4 protein-coding genes are annotated in these 19,793 nt (G+C 69.5%); all 4 read left to right on the forward strand.

The window, feature by feature from the left end:
* The first annotated feature begins 2 nt into the window (after nucleotides 1-2).
* From ACWBU6_RS12920 to ACWBU6_RS12935, 4 genes are read left to right on the forward strand one after another with little or no spacing between them, the layout of a single operon-like run.
* Nucleotides 3-4,511 (forward strand): SDR family NAD(P)-dependent oxidoreductase, encoded by a 4,509-nt coding sequence (locus ACWBU6_RS12920; protein ID WP_452649176.1) that lies wholly within the window; start codon nucleotides 3-5, stop codon nucleotides 4,509-4,511.
* A 9-nt stretch (nucleotides 4,512-4,520) separates the two neighbouring features.
* The gene (locus ACWBU6_RS12925) at nucleotides 4,521-7,859 is read left to right on the forward strand and encodes an amino acid adenylation domain-containing protein (RefSeq protein ID WP_452649177.1); all 3,339 of its coding nucleotides are present in this window, start codon (nucleotides 4,521-4,523) and stop codon (nucleotides 7,857-7,859) included.
* Between the two features lie 3 nt (nucleotides 7,860-7,862).
* Complete coding sequence (locus ACWBU6_RS12930; RefSeq protein WP_452649178.1) at nucleotides 7,863-15,668, forward strand: amino acid adenylation domain-containing protein; 7,806 nt, start codon at nucleotides 7,863-7,865, stop codon at nucleotides 15,666-15,668.
* On the forward strand, nucleotides 15,669-19,766 hold the full coding sequence (locus tag ACWBU6_RS12935) for an amino acid adenylation domain-containing protein (RefSeq protein ID WP_452649179.1): 4,098 nt from the start codon (nucleotides 15,669-15,671) through the stop codon (nucleotides 19,764-19,766).
* Nucleotides 19,767-19,793: the final 27 nt, after the last annotated feature.

Here is a 19,793-nt window from a genome sequence, read left to right on the forward strand (position 1 = left end):
AGATGGACCAGTACGAACAGCAAGACGCCACGGGGCTCGAGATTGCCATCGTCGGCATGGCTGGGCGCTTTCCCGGCGCCCCCGATATCGAAACCTTCTGGAGCAATATTCGCGACGGCGTGGAATCGGTCGTTCGCTATACCGACGCGCAACTGCGCGAACGCGGCGTGCCGCAATTCCTGCTGGACGACCCCGGCTATGTGAAGGCCGGCGTGCCGTTCGATGGCGCCGACAAGTTCGATGCGGGCTTTTTCGGCTATACGCCGCGCGACGCCGAGCAGCTCGATCCCCAGCATCGCCTGTTCCTGGAATGCGCTTGGGAGGCGCTGGAGCACGCGGGCGTCGTGCCGCAACGCTATCCGGGCACGGTGGGCGTCTATGCCGGCAGTGGCGCCAGCCTTTACCTGATGCGCCAGCTGCTGCCGCATTACCAGCTTGAAGACGGCGGCAATATCGCAGACCTGCTCGGCCTGATGAGCGGAAACCTGGCCGATACCCTGTGCACCCGCGTGGCCTATAAACTCAACCTGCGCGGACCTGCCGTAACGGTGCAGACGGCCTGTTCGACTTCGCTGATGGCGGTGCATACCGCATCCCAGGCCCTGCTCAATCATGAGTGCGACATGGCGCTGGCGGGCGGCGTTTCGCTCAACCTCCTGCAGAACGGCGGCTACCGCTACCAGGCGGGTGCGATCTTTTCGCCGGACGGCCATTGCCGCGCGTTCGATGCCAGGGCAGCGGGCACGCTGCTCGGAAGCGGCGCCGGCATCGTCGTCCTGAAGCGGCTGGAGGACGCGCTGCGGGATGGCGATACGGTCCATGCGGTGATCAAAGGCAGCGCCGCGAACAACGATGGCGCCGACAAGGTCGGTTTCACCGCGCCGGGCATCAACGGCCAGGCGGCCGTGATCCGCGCCGCGCAGGAGATGGCCGGCGTCGATGCCGGCTCCATCTCTTACGTGGAAGCGCACGGCACCGGCACCACCCTCGGCGACCCGATCGAGATCGCCGCGCTGACCCAGGCGTTCCGCGCCGGCACGGCGCGCAAGGGCTACTGCGCCGTCGGCTCGGTGAAGACCAACATCGGCCACCTGGATGCGGCAGCCGGCGTCACTGGCCTGATCAAGACCGTATTGGCGTTGGCGCACCGCACCATGCCGCCGAGCCTGCACTACGAACAACCCAATCCGCAGATCGATTTCGCAGCCAGTCCTTTCTTCGTCAACACGGCTGCACGGCCGTGGGAGACGGCTGACGGCCCGCGCCGTGCCGGAGTCAGCTCGTTCGGCATCGGCGGCACCAACGTCCACGTGGTGCTGGAGGAGGCGCCGCCTGCCGCCCGTGCTATGCAGGGCAGCGCCGCAGCGGCACATGATGGCCTGCATGCCCTGCAGCTGTCCGCCCGCAGCGAACCTGCCCTGCAAGAGATGCGCGCGCGCCTGGCGCGCCAGCTGGAACGTCAGCCGGAACTGGCAATGGCCGACGTCGCGCAGACCTTGCGCGAAGGGCGCCAGCGCTTCGCACACCGCGCAGTCGCGCTGGTGCGGGACCGCGCGGGCGCACTCGATGCGCTCACGCAGGCCGCATCGGCCGCTTTGGTGCAGGGAAGGGCGCTGTCGGAGCGGCCGACCGTGGCCTTCCTCTTTCCAGGGCAAGGCGCCCAGCATGTGGACATGGCCCGAGCTCTGTACGAACGTGATGAAACGGTGCGCGGCACGGTGGACCGCTGCTGCGCGCTATTGCAGCAGCACCTGGGTTTCGATCTGCGTACAGTTCTGTTCCCGGTGGAGGACGCCGAAGCCGGCGCGCGCCTGGCACAGACCGCGCTGACGCAGCCCGCGCTGTTCGTGATCGAGTATGCCCTGGCACAGTGGTGGCTGCGGCAGGGCGTGCAACCGGATGCGCTGCTGGGCCACAGCATCGGCGAATACGTTGCAGCCTGCCTGGCCGGCGTGTTCTCGCTCGAGGATGCACTGGCCGTGGTGGCGGCGCGCGGCCGGCTGCTGCAGGGCACCGCGCCCGGCGCCATGCTGGCGGCCGGCCTGTCCGAGGACCAGCTTCAGGCACACCCGTATCCCGGCTGCGACCTGGCTGCCGTCAATGCGCCGGAACTGTGCGTGCTGGCCGGTTCCACCGAGGCGCTGGCGCGGGCCGAGCGCGACCTGCGCGAGCGCGGCGTGGCCGTGCGCAGTCTTCATGTCTCGCATGCTTTCCATTCGACGTCGGTCGAGCCGGTACTGGACGAATTCGCCGCACTGCTGGCGCGCATCAAGCTGTCGCCGCCGCGCATACCTTTCGTTTCGAACGTGAGCGGGCGCTGGATCACCGATGCAGAAGCCTGTGATCCCGGCTACTGGGTACGCCATATGCGCGGCACCGTGCGCTTTGCCGGCGGCCTGGAACAACTGCTGGCCAAGGCCGACCGCGTGCTGCTGGAAGTGGGGCCGGGGGAGACCCTGGCTACGCTGGCGCGCCGCCATCCGCGTGCAGCCTCGCGGCCGGTGCTGTCCACGCAATGCCATCCCGGGCAAGCGGCGGAGCGCAATGCGGTGCAACCGCAGCGCTGCCTGGCCGAACTCTGGACATCCGGCATCGAGGTCGATGCGGCACCATCCTGGCCGGCCGTGCCGGGGCGGCGCGTGCCGTTGCCGGCCTATCCATTCGAGCGCCGCTCCTACTGGGTCGACGCGCCCGACGCTCCGGCAGCTAAGGCGGTTGCGCAGCGCCGCGATGTCGCGGACTGGTTCCACGTGCCGGCCTGGCGCCGCAGCCCGCTGCCGGACCGGCGCGGTGCGGCGGGCGAAGCACCACGCGGTGGCTTCCTGCTGCTGTGCGATGCGGGCCCGCTGGCCGACGCGCTGCTGACGCAGTTCCATGCGCAGCAGCGGCAGGCGGTCCTGGTGGAGCGCGGCGAGGCTTTCAGCCGCCGCGGCGCTGGGCACTACACGGTGCGGGCCGGCGCGCGTACAGACTTCGAAGCGCTGCTGCGCGGCGTCGAGGCGGATTTCGGGACCATCGGCGGGATCTGCCACCTGTGGAGCTTCCACTCTGGCGCAGCGCCGGCGCCACAGGCGGCGCTCGAAGACGGCTTCTACAGCCTGCTGGCCCTGGCCCAGGCGCTTGGGACCGAACGCAAGCTCGCCATCACCGTGGCCGCCAGCCAGGTGGAAGACGTAACGGGCACCGAGCCGCTGTGCGCGGAGAAGGCGGCCATTCACGGTGCCTGCAAGGTGATTGGGCAGGAGTATCCGCAGCTGGCATGCCGCCTGCTCGACGTCCTGGCGCCGGTGGATGGCGGCGGCCAGGTAGTGCGCCAGCTCATGGCCGAACTTGGCGCGCCGGATGGCGAGCCCCTGGTCGCCTACCGTGGCTTACACCGCTGGGTCAAGGATTATGCGTCGCGCCGCGACACCCGGGCCGGGGGACAACTGCGCAAGCAGGGCGTCTACCTGGTGACCGGTGGCCTTGGCGGCGTCGGGCTCGCGCTGGCGGAATACCTGGCTCGCGCATGGCAGGCCAAGCTGGTGCTGCTGGGGCGCAGCCCCGTGGCCGGGTGCCCGGCGGCGCTGGCGGGACTGGAGGCCGCCGGCGCCGAGGTGCTCGTATTGCAGGCGGATGTAACCGATGCCGGGCAATTGCAAGCGGCGGTCGCCGCGGCGCGCCAGCGTTTCGGCGCCCTGCACGGCGTGATCCATGCTGCTGGCATGGCGGGCGGTGGCATGATCGCGCAACGGGAGCGGGGGGCGATGGAACAGGTGCTGGCGCCGAAGGTCCAGGGTACGCGGAACCTGCTGCGCGCTTGCGAAGGGGAAGCGCTGGACTTCGTCCTGCTGTGCTCCTCGCTCACCGCCATCACGGGCGGCTTCGGCCAGGCCGACTATTGCGCGGCCAATTGCATCCTCGATGCCATTGCGGCGGAAGCTTCGCGGCAAGGCCGCTGGCCCGTGCAGTCCGTCAACTGGGATACCTGGCGCTCGTTGGGCATGGCGGCAGGGCAGTCCTTGCCGGACGGAGTGGGCATTCCGGCGGCCCTGGCAGGCGAACTGCTGGAACGGCTGCTGTCCATCCGCGACGCCTGCCAGGTGCTGGTCTCGACGCTCGACATCGGCCAGCGCATGGCGCAACTGCAGTCCATCGAAATGGCCGGGCAGGTGCTGCCGGAAGCCACGCCAAGGCGCGCAGGTCATCCCCGCCCGGCATTGCGCACGCCTTTCGTGGCGCCGGCCGAAGGGATCGAGCACGACCTTGCCGCAATCTGGAGCGAGATGCTCGGGATTTCGCCCATCGGCGCTGCCGACAACCTGTTTGAACTTGGCGGCGATTCGCTGCTCGCCATCCAGCTGCTGGCCAGGGTGCGCCAGGCTTACGGCGTCACGCTTCATCCCGCCGGCCTATTCGAGACGCCGACGGTGGCCGCCCTGGCTTTGCTGGTCGAAGACCGGCTGCTGGAAGAAATCGAAAACGCAGAAAGCGATGCCGGCGCCACGCCTGGCATGGCTGCAAACCAATAAGAGGTCTTCATGTCCGATATCCATCAAATTGCCGAACGGCGCGCCCGGCTGAGTCCCGAGCAGCAGGCCAGGCTGGCGCAACGCTTGCGCGGCGCTGGCACTGGAACGCCCGGGGCCGAGCGGCAAGGCATTCCGCGCCGCCAGCAGGAAGGCGCGGCGCCACTGTCGTTCTCCCAGCAGCGCATGTGGTTCCTCTGGAAGCTCGATCCGGCCAGCGCCGCCTATCACCTGAGCGGCGGGCTGCGCTTTGATGGCGTGCTCGACACGGCCGCGCTGCAGGAAAGCCTGGCTGCGCTGGTACAGCGTCACGCAACATTGCGCACCGTGTTCCGCGAGACCGGCGTGGGAGGCGTGGAGCAACTGGCCATGCCTGCGGTGGAAGTGCCTTTGCCCTGCGTCGACCTGGCCGAAGGCCGGGCCGGCGCGGACCCGGGACGCATCGCGGCGGAAGTGCAGCGCTTGTGCGCCGCGCCATTCGACCTCGCAACCGGCCCGATGATGCGCGCGGCCCTGCTGCGCAGCGGCGAACGTGAGCATCGACTGATCGTTGTGATGCACCACATCGTCTCCGACGCGCATTCGACCCATATCATCCTCGATGAACTGGCGGCTCTTTACCGCGCCCGTGTGCAGGGCCAGCCGGCACAATTGGCCGCCTTGCCGATCGAGTACGCCGATTACGCCGCCTGGCAGCGTGCATGGCTGGCCGGCGCGGAAGGGGAACGGCAGGGCGATTGGTGGAAGGCGCAACTGGGCGAGGACTCGCCGGTCCTGGCCCTCGCCACCGACCGGCCGCGCAAGGCCGACGGTGTCTATTCCGCGGCGACCCACACCATCGCGATCGATCCGCAACTGGTCGCCGCGCTACGCCAGGCCGCACAGGACCGGGGCTGCACCCTGTTCATGGCCTTGCTCACGGCTTTCCAGGCCGTCCTGTTCCGCCATACGGGTATGGCGGAGATCCGCGTCGGCGTGCCGGTCGCAAACCGCAACCGCGCCGAAACCGCGGGGGTGGCGGGGTTCTTTGTCAATACCCAGGTGTTGCGTGCGCAGGTCGATACTGGCGATACGCTGGAGACGCTGCTCTTGCGCGCCCGCGATACTGCCCTGGGCGCCCAGGCGCACCAGGACCTGCCGTTCGAGCGCCTGGTCGAAATCCTGCAGCCGGCGCGCAGCCTTTCGCATACGCCGCTGTTCCAGGTGATGTTCAACCACCTGCGCCGCGACGATCGCTCATTGCAGGAGTGGCCCGGCCTTGCGGTCCAGCGACTCGATTTCGACGCGCCGAATGCGCAATTCGAATTGACGCTGGAAACGTGCGAGCATGCCGGCGGCCAGGTGGAAGCCGCCTTCCGCTATGCGGCCGAACTGTTCGAGCCCGCGACTATCGCGCGCATGGCCGGCCACTACCTGGCGCTGTTGCAGGCGCTGGCGGCGCAACCGCAGCTGGCGGTGGGCGAAGCCGTTCTGCTGGACCGGGAAGAGTCGGCGCTGCTGGCGCGCTGGGGCGAGGGCGGCCCGGCCTGGCCGGAGACGCAGCCGGTGCAGCGCCTGTTCGAGCAACAGGTGCGCTTGCAGCCGCAGGCGCCTGCGCTGCTGTGCGGCGATGAGACGCTCAGCTACGCCGAACTCAATGCCCGCGCCAACCGCCTGGCGCACCACCTGCTGCGGCTGGGCGTCCAGCCGGAAACCCGGGTCGGCATCGCGCTCGAGCGCTCGGTGGACATGGTGGTGGCCCTGCTGGCGGTGCTCAAGGCCGGCGGCGCCTATGTGCCGCTCGACCCCGACTATCCGGCCGAACGCCTGGCCTATATGGTGGAGGACAGCGGCATCGCGCTGCTGCTGACGCATGGCGCGCTGCGCGGCCGCCTGCCGCCTGCCGGCGCGCTGCCGGTGCTGGAGCTGGACGGCCTGGCCCTGGACGGCGAGCCGGCGCACGACCCGCAGGTGGCGCTGCACGGCGAGCATCTGGCCTATGTGATCTACACCTCGGGCTCCACCGGCCGGCCCAAGGGCGCGGCCAACCGCCACTGCGCCTTGTACAACCGCCTGGCCTGGATGCAGGACGCCTACCGCCTGGACGGCAGCGACACGGTGCTGCAGAAGACGCCGTTCAGCTTCGACGTTTCGGTATGGGAGTTCTTCTGGCCGCTGATGGTGGGCGCGCGCCTGGCCATGGCCGGGCCGGGCGAACACCGCGACCCGGCGCGCCTGGTCGAGCTGATCGTGCGGCACGGTGTCACCACGCTGCACTTCGTGCCCTCGATGCTGCAAGCCTTCCTGGCGCACGCCGGTATCGAAGCGTGCAGCGGCGTGCGGCGCATCGTCTGCAGCGGCGAGGCGCTGCCGGCGGAAGCGCAGCAAGGTGTGTTCGCGCGCCTGCCGCAGGCCCGCCTGTACAACCTGTACGGGCCGACCGAAGCGGCGATCGACGTGACGCACTGGCGCTGCCGCGACGATGGGCGCAGCCAGGTGCCGATCGGGCAGCCGATCAGCGGCATCCGCACGCTGGTGCTGGATGCGGGGCTGAACCTGGCGCCGGCCGGGGTGGCCGGAGAGCTGTACCTGGGCGGCATCGGCCTGGCGCGCGGTTACCTGGGGCGTGCCGGCTTGACGGCCGAGCGCTTCGTGGCCGATCCGTTCGATGCGGCCGGCGGCCGCCTGTACCGGACCGGCGACCTGGTGCGCTGGAACGGGGCTGGGCAACTGGAGTACCTGGGACGGCTGGATCACCAGGTGAAGATCCGCGGCCTGCGCATCGAGCTCGGTGAGATCGAGGCGGCGCTGCTGGCGCAGCCGGAAGTGCGCGAGGCGGTAGTGGTGGCGCAGCAAGGCGCCGGCGGTGCGCGCCTGGTGGCGTACGTGGCGGCGCATGCGGGCCAGGCCATCGACACGGCGGCGCTGCGCGCACGCCTGGGCCGGACCCTTGCCGACTACATGGTGCCGGGTGTGGTGATGGTGCTGGAGCGGCTGCCGCTCAACGCCAACGGCAAGGTGGACCGCAAGGCCTTGCCGGCGCCGGAAGCGGCAGCCGGCAAGGCATACGAGGCGCCGCAAGGCGAGGTGGAAGCGGCGCTGGCGGCGATCTGGGCCGAGGTGCTGGGCGTGGAGCGCGTCGGCCGCCACGACAACTTCTTCGAACTTGGAGGGCACTCGCTTCTGGCGGTGCAGGTGGGCGCGCTGCTGGCCAGCCGGCACGCCTGCGAGGTTCCGGTGCGCACCTTCTTTGAAGCTGCCACGCTTGCGGCCCTTGCGGCGCGGCTGCCGGCGGAACGATGGCAGGGCAGCGGCTCGCGCGCCGTCCGCCTGGCACAGATGGACTTTTTGATGAACGAATTCGAGGTGTAAAAGATGGAACGCAACGATCAGAACCTTGCCCGCCGGTTCGCGGCCCTGAGCCCGGAAGCGCGGCGCGGTTTCCTGGCAAAGATGCGGGAGGCCGGCCTGAGCTTTGCCGAGCTTCCCATCGTACAGGCGGACAGGAGCGGCGAGCTTCCGATCTCTTATGCCCAGCGCGGCCTGTGGCTGACGTGGCAACTGGACCCCGCCAGCCCCGCCTACAATATGCCGGGCATGCTGCGGTTCGGCGGCAGGCTCGATTGTGGCGCTTTGATGAAGGCGTTGAACTTGCTGGCCGAGCGCCACGAAACGCTGCGCACCGTGTTCAAAACCGGCAGCGGTGGCGAGCCCCTTCAGCGCATCCTGCCGGCCGGTGTGGTCCAGGCTGGGATCACCGACCTGCGCGGACTGCCTGCTGCGGAACGCAATGCGGAGTTGCTCCGGCAGCAGGAGGCTTTCGTGCGCGCCCCGTTCAAACTCGATGAAGAAGCGCCGGTGCGGGCCACGCTTTGGCAGCTCGCCGATGACGAGAACGTGCTTGGCATCGTGCTGCACCACATCGCGGGCGACGGCGTCTCGGTGCGCATCCTGGTCGAAGAACTGCTCCACCTCTACCAGTACGAATGCGGCATGCGCCCAGACGGATTGGCGCCGCTGCCGATCCAGTTTGCCGACTACGCGGCCTGGCAGCGCAACTGGTTCGAGGCGGGCGAGAAGGAAAACCAGCTCGCCTACTGGCAGGCGCGCCTCGGGCTCGAACACCCGCCGCTGGAGCTGCCCTTCACACATCCCCGCGGCAACCTGGACGGCGGGACGGAGGGCCAGCATGCCTTCCGCCTGGAGCCCGGGCTGAGCGATGGACTGCGGCAGCTGGCGCGCGAGCATGGCGCTTCGGTGTTCATGGTGATGCTGTCCCTGTTCAAACTGATGCTGTGCCGTTTGAGCGGACAGGCCGATGTGCGAGTCGGCGCCCCGGTGGCGAACCGCCAGCGCGCCGAGACGCGCGGCCTGGCCGCCTACCTGACCAACGTGGTGGTCCTGCGGACACAGGTCGACTTGTCCGGCAGCTTTGCCGGGCTGCTTGGCGCGGTGCGCGAAACCGTGCTGGAAGCGCACGCGCACCCGGACCTGCCGTTCGATTTACTGGTCGAGGCCCTGCAGCCCGAGCGTCAGGCCGGCGTGCATCCCTTGTTTCAGGCGAAGTGCACGCAGCAGGATGACATCCCCGCCAGCTGGCAACTGCCCGGCCTGACAATCGGCATCGAACGCCGTTCGGGTGGCGACGCGCACTTCGACCTCAGCCTCGATTTCGTGGACAAGGAGGGCGGGATCGAAGCGGTGCTGGTCTATTCGAAAGATCTGTTCGATGAGGCGGCCATCGCGCGGTTCGCGCGCATCTTCAGCAGCCTTGCCGGGTTTGCGGTAACGTCTCCCCGGGCCGAGCTGGCTGCAGCGGATGCGGGCGAGCAGGACGCCAGGCTGGAAGGTGCGCAGCGCGGCTACCCGCATGCGGACGTGATGGACCTGTGGGATGAGGCGGTGCGCCGCTTCCCGCAGCGTAGTGCGGTGCGCTGCGAGCACGCCGTGTACAGCTATGCCGAAGTCGATGCCCATGCCGACCGGCTGGCGGCGGAACTGCGCAGGCAGGGCGCCGGGCCTGAGTCCAGGATCGGCATCCATGCCGGGCGCACCTGCGAGTTCGTGCTCGGTGTGCTGGCCGCGCTCAAGGCAGGTGCCGCGTATGTGCCGCTCGACCCGCAGCTGCCGGCGGAGCGCCTCGCTTACCAGGCGCACGACAGCGGCGTGGAGATCCTGCTCGCCGAGCAGGCGCCCGCCTGGCAGGTAGCGGTTCCGCAACTGGCGCTGGCTTTTGGTCCGCTGCCGGAGCGGCAGGCGGCGGCGCGCCCTGCGCCGCATCCGGCGCAGGCGGCATACGTGATCTACACCTCGGGCTCCACTGGCCGTCCCAAGGGTGTGGTCGTCAACCGCGGCGCTCTGGCCAACTATGTGCAGGCGGTGCTGGATCGGGCGGACCTGCCGCCGGAAGCCAGCGCGGTGGCGATGGTCTCCACCGTTGCCGCCGACCTGGGCCATACCAGCTTCTTCGGCGCCCTGTGCAGCGGCCGTACCCTGCACCTGATCCCGCCCGAGCGTGTATTCGATCCGGACGCCTTCGCAGAAACCATGAAACGGCACCATGTGGACGTCCTCAAGATCGTGCCGAGCCACTTGCAAGCTTTGCTCAACGCGGCCAACCCGGCGGACGTGCTGCCCGCATGCCGGCTGGTGGTTGGGGGCGAGGCGACACGTTGGCCGTTGCTGGACCGGATCGCGCAACTGAAACCCGGCTGCCGGGTACTTAACCACTACGGTCCGACCGAAACCACGGTGGGCATCCTGACACAAGAAGCAAGCGGAGCGCGGCGCGACGCCGCCACCTTGCCGGTCGGGCAGCCGCTGGCCAACAGCCGGGCCTATGTGCTCGACGCCGGACTCAATCCGGTGCTGGCTGGCGTGGCGGGCGAACTTTACCTGGGCGGGGCTGGCGTGGCGCGCGGCTACCAAGGGCGCGCCGCGCAGACGGCGGAGCGCTTCGTCGCCAGTCCGTTCGTGGCAGGCGAGCGGCTCTACCGTACGGGGGACCGCGTGCGCCTGCTGGCCGACGGCAGCCTGGAATTCCTGGGACGCATGGACGACCAGGTTAAAGTGCGCGGCTACCGGGTCGAGTTGCGCGAGATCGCCCAGGTGCTGCAGGCGCAGCCCGGCGTGGCGGCGGCGGAAGTCATTGCCCGCGAGGATGAACAAGGGAACAACCAGCTGCACGGCTACGTGGTGGCCGCTAGCGGCGAGCGCCTCGATATGGCGGCCTTACGCGAAGCGCTGGCTGGCGGGCTGCCGGACTATATGGTGCCGGCCGCGCTGATGCAGCTGGATGCCTTGCCGCTGACTGCCAACGGCAAGATCGACCGCAAGGCCTTGCCGGAGCCGACGGCGCGCGCCGAATCGGGCTACCTGGCCCCGCAAGGCGAGGTGGAACAGGCCCTGGCGGAGATCTGGGCCCAGGTGCTGCGCTGCGAGCGCGTCGGCCGCCATGACAATTTCTTCGAGCTGGGCGGCGACTCCATCCTGACCCTGCAGATCATCGCCCGGGCGCGCAAGCGCGGCCTGCGCTTCACGCCGAAACAGCTGATGGAGCGCCAGAGCGTGGCGGCGCTGGCGGCGGTCACCACGCTGGAATCGTTGCCGTTGTCCGGCAAGCCGTCTGCCATGCCGGCCGCAGCCGTCGATGCAGGCGCGTTCGCGCCGTTGCCGGCACAGGCATGGTTCTTCGATCAGGAATTCACCGACAGCCACCATTGGAACCAGTCGCTGATGCTGGCCGCCACCGAAGCCGTCGAGCCCCTGCACGTACAGCGGGCCGTCGAGGCGGTGGTGGCGCAGCACGAAGCCTTGCGCCTGCGCTGCGTGCGCGGTGGCGATGGCCGATGGTCGCTGTCAAGCCAGGCGCACGGCCAGCCGGTCTTCGAGAGCGTTGACCTGGGCGCGGAGCGCGACGCGGCGGCGGCCATTACCGCCTCTGCCGACCGCGCCCAGCGCAGCCTCACACTGGAACAGCCTTTCAAGGCGGTCTGGATGGAACTGGGCATGGGACGTCCCGGCCGGCTGCTGCTTGCCGCGCACCATCTGGTGGTCGACGGCGTGTCGTGGCGCGTGATTCTCGAGGATCTGCAAAGCGCCTACCGCCAGTTGTGCGGAGGGCGTTCGCCCAACCTGCCCGGCGCCACCAGTTCCTTGCGCGACTGGTCGGCGGCACTCCTCCGCCACGCCGGCGGCGCGGCGCTGCAATCCGAATTCCCTTATTGGCAGGCGATGGTCGGGCGTGCCGAACCTTCCTTGCCCGGCAATGCCCATGGCAGCAACACGGTGGCGGATGCACGCACGATCGTCACCGCCTTCGACGAGCTGCGCACCGAGCAGTTGCTGGCGGAGGTGCCCCAGGCATACCGCACGCGCATCGATGAAGTCTTGCTGGCGGCGCTCGCACGCACCCTGTGCGCCTGGGATGGACGCGAGAGTGTGCTGGTGGAGCTGGAAGGACATGGACGCGAAGAGCACCTGTTCCAAGGCATCGACCTGAGCCGCTCGGTCGGCTGGTTTACCAGCCTGTACCCGGTGCGCCTGGCGCCGGGCGATGCGGCACAAGGCGACAGCCTGAAGGCGGTCAAGGAACAATTGCGGCACGTGCCCCACAAGGGGCTTGGCTACGGCGTACTGCGTTATCTTTCAACGCAGGGCAGGGCATTGGCTGAAGGTGCCTATCCGCAAGTGACCTTCAACTATCTCGGCCAGCTTGACCAGAGCTTCGAGCCGGGGTCGGTGTGGCGCCTGGCGCGCGAGAGCGCCGGCCAGGAGCGCGCGCCTGGCAGCCGGCGCCGTACCTGGCTGGGCATCGATGCCGACGTGTTCCGCGGCCAGCTGCGCCTGCGCTGGACCTACAGCGCCGCCGTGCACGACGCGGTCACGGTGCAGGCGCTCGCCGATCGCTTCATGACGGAACTCGAAGGGCTGGTGGCGCATTGCCTGGGCGGCGCGCGCGGTGCGACACCGTCGGACTTCCCCCTGGCCCGGCTCAGCCAGGAGAGACTGGACGGCCTGTCCCTGCCATGGGACCAGCTGGGCGACCTCTATCCGCTGTCGCCGATGCAGGCGGGCATGCTGTTCCACAGCGTCCTCGAGCCGGAAGGGACGGCCTATATCAACCAGCTGCGGCTGGAATTCGAAGACCTGGACAGCGCCCGCTTCAAGGCTGCGTGGCAAGCCACCATGGCGAGCCACGACGTGCTGCGCACCGCCTTCATCCAGGGCGACTATCCTTTGCAATGGGTGGCGCGTGCGGTGCAATTGCCGCTGGCCGAGCATGACTGGTCCGCACGCCCCGACCAGGATGCCGCGCTCGACGCCCTGGCCCTGGCCGAACGTGCGCGCGGCTTCGACCTGGCAACGCCGCCGCTGATGCGCCTGGTGCTGGTCGATTGCGGCGGCGGGCGCCACCACCTGGTCTGGACGCGCCACCACTTGCTGCTGGACGGCTGGAGCTCGGCGCGCCTGATGGCCGAGATCATGGCCCGCTATGCGGGGCAGGCGCCGGCGCTCCCGCGTGCGCGCTATCGCGACTACATCGGCTGGCTGCAGCAGCGCGACGGCGCGGCGGCGGAGCACTACTGGCGCACACTGCTGGCGGACGTGGAAGGACCGACGCTGCTGGCGGCGCTGGTCAAGGCCCCTGACGGCGGCAGCGGCCACCACGAGCACGTCCAGGCCTTCGGGCCTGCCGAGACGGAACGGCTGGCGCAGTTCGCGCGCGCCCAGCGCGTGACGCTGAATACCCTGGTGCAGGCCGCCTGGGCGCTGCTGCTGCAACGCATGGTGGGACAAGGCGGGCAAGGCAGCGTGTGCTTCGGCGCGACCACGGCTGGCCGGCCGGCGGAACTGCCGGGTGCCGATGAAGTGCTGGGCCTCTTCATCAATACCTTGCCCGTGCTGGCAAAGCCTGATCCGCACCACCGGGTCGGCGATTGGCTGCGCGCGCTGCAGGCGCAGAACATCGCTTCGCGCGAATTCGAGCATACGCCGCTGTACGAGATCCAGCGTTATGCCGGCACCAGGGGGCAGGCGCTGTTCGACAGCATCCTCGTGTTCGAGAACTACCCGGTGGATGAAGCCTTGCGCCAACCCGGCCTGCGTGTCACGTTGGCCGACGTGCGCGACGACACCAGCTATCCGATGACGGTGCTGGTCAACCTGGGGCAGGAGCTGGCCATCAGCTATGGCTTCCCCGGACAATGCTTCTCCGCCGGCCAGGTGCAGGAGCTGGCTGCCCAGATGCGCGCCCTGCTGTTTGGCCTGTCCGAGTCGCCGCAGCGCTGCCTGGCCGATGTCGCCATGCTGCCGCCGGCCGATACCGAGCTGCTGGCGCGCTGGGGCGAGGGCGGCCCGGCCTGGCCGGAGACGCAGCCGGTGCAGCGCCTGTTCGAGCAGCAGGTGCGCTTGCAGCCGCAGGCGATCGCGCTGCTGTGCGGCGATGAGACGCTCAGCTACGCCGAACTCAATGTGCGCGCCAACCGCCTGGCGCACCACCTGCTGCGGCTGGGCGTCCAGCCGGAAACCCGGGTCGGCATCGCGCTCGAGCGCTCGGTGGACATGGTGGTGGCCCTGCTGGCGGTGCTCAAGGCCGGCGGCGCCTATGTGCCGCTCGACCCCGACTATCCGTCCGAACGCTTGGCCTATATGGTGGAGGACAGCGGCATCGCGCTGCTGCTGACGCATGGCGCGCTGCGCGGTCGCCTGCCGCCTGCCGGCGCGCTGCCAGTGCTGGAGCTGGACGGCCTGGCCCTGGACGGCGAGCCGGCGCACGACCCGCAAGTGGCGCTGCACGGCGAGCATCTGGCCTATGTGATCTACACCTCGGGCTCCACCGGCCGGCCCAAGGGCGCGGCCAACCGCCACTGCGCCTTGTACAACCGCCTGGTCTGGATGCAGGACGCCTACTGCCTGGACGGCAGCGACACGGTGCTGCAGAAGACGCCGTTCAGCTTCGACGTTTCGGTATGGGAGTTCTTCTGGCCGCTGATGGTGGGCGCGCGCCTGGCCATGGCCGGGCCGGGCGAACACCGCGACCCGGCGCGCCTGGTCGAGCTGATCGTGCGGCACGGTGTCACCACGCTGCACTTCGTGCCCTCGATGCTGCAAGCCTTCCTGGCGCACGCCGGTATCGAAGCGTGCAGCGGCGTGCGGCGCATCGTCTGCAGCGGCGAGGCGCTGCCGGCGGAAGCGCAGCAAGGCGTGTTCGCGCGCCTGCCGCAGGCCCGCCTGTACAACCTGTACGGGCCGACCGAAGCGGCGATCGACGTGACGCACTGGCGCTGCCGCGACGATGGGCGCAGCCAGGTGCCGATCGGGCAGCCGATCAGCGGCATCCGCACGCTGGTGCTGGACGCGGGGCTGAACCTGGCGCCGGCCGGGGTGGCCGGAGAGCTGTACCTGGGCGGCATCGGCCTGGCGCGCGGTTACCTGGGGCGTGCCGGCTTGACGGCCGAGCGCTTCGTGGCCGATCCGTTCGATGCGGCCGGCGGCCGCCTGTACCGGACCGGTGACCTGGTGCGCTGGAACGGGGCCGGGCAACTGGAGTACCTGGGACGGCTGGATCACCAGGTGAAGATCCGCGGCCTGCGCATCGAGCTCGGTGAGATCGAGGCGGCGCTGCTGGCACAGCCGGAAGTGCGCGAGGCGGTAGTGGTGGCGCAGCAAGGCGCCGGCGGTGCGCGCCTGGTAGCGTACGTGGCGGCGCATGCCGGCCAGGCCATCGACACGGCGGCGCTGCGCGCACGCCTGGGCCGGACCCTGGCCGACTACATGGTGCCGGGTGTGGTGATGGTGCTGGAGCGGCTGCCGCTCAACGCCAACGGCAAGGTGGACCGCAAGGCCTTGCCGGCGCCGGAAGCGGCAGCCGGCAAGGCATACGAGGCGCCGCAAGGCGAGATGGAAGCGGCGCTGGCGGCGATCTGGGCCGAGGTGCTGGGCGTGGAGCGCGTAGGCAGGAACGACAACTTCTTCGAGCTGGGCGGGCATTCCATCCTGGCCCTGCGCCTGCAGGGCGCCGTGCAGCAGCAGTTTGCGGCCCGCCTGCCTTTGCGCAGCTATTTCGAGAATCCCAGCGTGGCGGCACTGGCGCAACGCCTGGCCGAGGCCGGCGGCGGCGCTTCGCGCGCCAGCGACCTCGAACAGATGGCCTCTCTTCTGGAACAATTGGAGTATTGAATGGGAATCAATGAACGCGAGATCGCCCTGCGTGTGGCCGGTCTGCCGCGAGAGAAACAAAGCATCTTCCTCGGCGCCCTGAAAGCGCAGGGGATCGATTTCGGCAAGTTGCCGATCGTCCCGGCCCGGCGCGATGGCAGGGCGGCGCTGTCTTATGCCCAGCTGCGCCAGTGGTTCCTCTGGCAGCTGGACCCGGAGGGGACCGCGTACCACATCAGCGGGGCGCTGCGCCTGGCCGGCGCGCTGGACACCGTGGCCCTGAAGGAGAGTTTCGCGGCCCTTGTGGCGCGCCACGAATCGCTGCGCACCGTATTCCGCGCCACCCCGGACGGCCATGCCGAACAGGTGATCGGCATGCCGGACGGGGTGCCTGTCGAGGAGATCGACCTGGGCGCCGTGGCGGCTGCGGAACGTGCGGAGCGGGTACGCGCGGAAGCGCAGCGGCTGCAGCGGACGCCGTTCGACCTGGAACAAGGCCCGCTGTTGCGGGTGGGTCTGCTGCGCGAGGCGGACGATGCGCATGTGCTGGTGGTCGTGATGCACCACATCGTTTCCGACGGCTGGTCGATGCAGGTGATCGTCGACGAGTTCGTGGCGGAGTACAGGGCGCGCGCGCAGGGAATGCCGACGGAGCTGGCGGCCTTGCCGATACAGTACGCGGACTACGCCATCTGGCAGCGCAACTGGCTTGAAGCGGGCGAAAGGGAGCGCCAGCTGGCCTACTGGAAAACGCAACTGGGCGACAGGCACCCGGTGCTCCAGCTGCCGGCGGACCATCCGCGCCGTCCTGACGGGCGATACACGGCCGCACGCCACGAAATTGAGCTGCCCGCGCCCCTGGTGCGGGCGATGCAGGCGCGTGCCAAGGCGGAGGGTGCGACCTTGTTCATGGTGCTGCTGGCGGCGGTCCAGGGGCTGCTGTCCCGCCATACGGGGCAGGACGACATCCGCGTCGGCGTCCCTACCGCAAACCGTCATCGGGGCGAGACCGCCGGAGTGGTCGGCTTTTTCGTCAATACGCAGGTTATGCGCAATGTGCTCGGGCCCCGCATGGGGCTGGACCGGATCCTGCGCCAGGCGCGCGAAGCCGTGCTGGGCGCCCAGGACCACCAGGACCTGCCGTTCGAACAACTGGTCGAGGCCTTGCAACCGGAGCGCAACCTGGACGCCAATCCCCTGTTCCAGGTGATGTACAACCACCAGGGCCAGGAGGGGCGTGGGCGGCGCCAGTTGCCGGGGCTGGAGCTGGCGGAGTACCCGCTCGGGCAACTGGGCGCGCAATTTGAACTGGCGATCGACAGCAGCGAAACGGCGGAAGGCGAGGTACGCGTGGCATTCAACTATGCCGCCGAACTGTTCGAAGGGGCCACCATCGAACGCATGGCGAGCCACATGATCGCACTGCTGCAAGCCTTGTCCGAACGCCCGCAACAGGCGCTGGGCGACGTCGCGCTTCTCGATGAACGGGAGCGGGGCCAGCTGGCTGCCTGGGGCGTGAATGCGGACCGCTACGCCTGGCTGCAGCCGGTTCACCGCCTGTTCGAGCAGAAGACGCGCGAGCATCCAGGCGCGCCCGCGCTGGTGTTCGGCGAAGAGGCGCTGAGCTATGCTGAGCTGAACAGGCGCGCTAACCGGCTGGCGCACCGCCTGATCCGCCTCGGCGTCAAGCCCGAGGACAAGGTGGCGATCGCGATCGAGCGCTCGGTCGAAATGGTGGTGGCCATGCTGGCGATCCTGAAGGCGGGCGGGGCATACGTGCCGCTGGACCTGGAGTACCCGGCCGAGCGGCTGGCTTACATGATCGACGATAGCGGCGTCGGGTTGCTGCTGACTCAACGCCGGGTGCGTGGGCGCCTGCCGGATACGATCGCGGTGCCGGTGCTGGAACTGGAACCCGGGCTGGCAGTGGAGCTCGATAGTGAGCCTGCGCACGATCCCGAAGTAGCCGTGCACGACGAGAACCTGGCCTATGTGATCTACACCTCGGGTTCGACCGGCCGTCCCAAGGGCGCGACAATCCGGCACCGCTCACTGGCCAGCTGCATGACATGGATGCAGCGCACCTACGGCCTGACGCCGGCCGACACGGTGCTGCACAAGGCGCCGTTCGGCTTCGACGTCTCGGCATGGGAAATCTTCTGGCCGCTGACGGCGGGCGTGCGCCTGGTGGTTGCGGCACCCGGCGACCAGCGCGATCCCGAGCGGATCACGGCGCTGATCCGCCGCCACCAGGTGACGACGCTGAACTTCGTGCCCGCCATGCTGCAGGCTTTCCTGGCGCACGAGGGCATTGAAAACGAGACGCGCCTGCGTTACGTCATCTGCGGCGGCGAGGCGATGCCGGCAGCGACGCAGGCCGAGGCGCTGCGCCGGCTGGCCGGCGTCAGCCTGCAGAACCTGTACGGACCGACCGAAACCACGATCCACGTCACGCAGTGGACCTGCCGCGACGATGGGCAGGCCCTGGTGCCGATCGGGCGGCCGATCGCCGAGACCACCGCCTATGTGCTGGACGAGTCGCTGGGCCTGGTGCCGCGCGGGGTGGCGGGCGAACTGTATATCGGCGGCGACCTGCTGGGGCGCGGCTACCTGGGCCGCGCCGGCCTGACGGCCGAGCGCTTCGTGGCCGATCCGTTTGGTGCGCGGGGCGGCCGCCTGTACCGCACGGGCGACCTGGTGCGCTGGAACGCCGAAGGCCAGATCGAATACCTGGGGCGGATCGACCACCAGGTCAAGATCCGCGGCCTGCGCATCGAGCTGGGCGAGGTCGAGGCGGCCCTGCTGGCGCAGCCGGAACTGCGCGAGGCGGTGGTCGTAGCACGGGACAGCCCGGCCGGCACGCGCCTGGTGGCCTATGTATCGGCCAAGGCTGGCCAAGCCGCCGACCCGGCCGTCCTGCGCGGGAAGCTGGGCAGGGCACTGCCCGACTATATGGTGCCGGGCCTGATCATGGCTCTGCCGTCACTGCCGCTCAATGCCAACGGCAAGGTGGACCGGAAAGCGCTGCCGGAACCGGCCTTCCTGCCCGAGCGCGATTACGAGCCGCCGCAAGGTCCGCAGGAGGAAGCGCTGGCCGTGCTCTGGGCCGAAGTGCTGGGCGTGCCGCGCGTGGGCCGGCACGACAACTTCTTTGAGCTGGGCGGCCATTCTCTGCTGGCGCTCAAGCTGGTCCAGCGCATGCGCGAGCACCCGGGTGTAGCGGGGCCCGGGCTGCGCGAGCTGTTCGCGGCGCCGACGATCGCCGGCTGCTGCGGCCGGCGCGGTGCCGGCGCGCCGGCGATCGCGCTGAACGCCGCGCGCGAGGGCCAGCCGCCTTTATTCATCCTGCACGATGGCTGGGGCAGTGTGCTCGACTACGCCACGCTGGCCCAGGCGCTGGCCGGCCAGCGCCATTGCATCGGCCTGCCGGTAACCCGGCGCGACGTGGGTGGCGGCTTGACGGCACTGGCGCGGCGCCATGCCGCCACCATCATGGCGCAGCAACCGGACGGGCCATGCCTGCTGGCCGGCTGGTCGCTGGGCGGCACGCTGGCGCCGCTGGTGGCCGCCCGGCTGGAAGAGCTGGGGCGGGAGGTGGCCCTGGTCGCCGCCATCGAGCCGTTCGCGCCCGGCGCGAATGATACCGGGCCGGTAACGCTGCGCCAGCAGCTGGAGCGCTTCTTTGCGATCCTGATGCCGCGCCATGTCCACCAGCGGCTGCTGGAGGATACGGAACTGGGCGCCCAGCTCGCCGGCATCAGCGGCGACCCGGCGCGGCTCGCGAGCCTGGTCGGGCGCGTGCGCAGCGCTGTTCCGCCCGCGGACCTGCACGAGTACGCGGCGCTGGACGACGCCGAGCTGGTCGAGATGTTCTTCACGGCGCGGGCGCTGCAGGCCGCAGCAGGCGAGCCGTGCGAGCTACCGGTGCTGGCCGCGCCGGTGGAAGTCTGGTGGTCGGCCGGCCGGGCGCCGGAAGAACAGGAGCGTTTCGCTACCTGGCTACGGCTGCGCAGCGGACGGCATGCGGTGGAACACCGCATCGATGCCGACCACCTGGCGATCGTGCGCTCGGAGGCTTTGTCCAACCAGCTGGCCACAGCGCTGGCCAGAGCGCACTGAGGGCAGGACGAAAAAAAGCCGGAAGCC

The sequence above is a fragment of the Pseudoduganella sp. HUAS MS19 genome, from assembly GCF_053615455.1.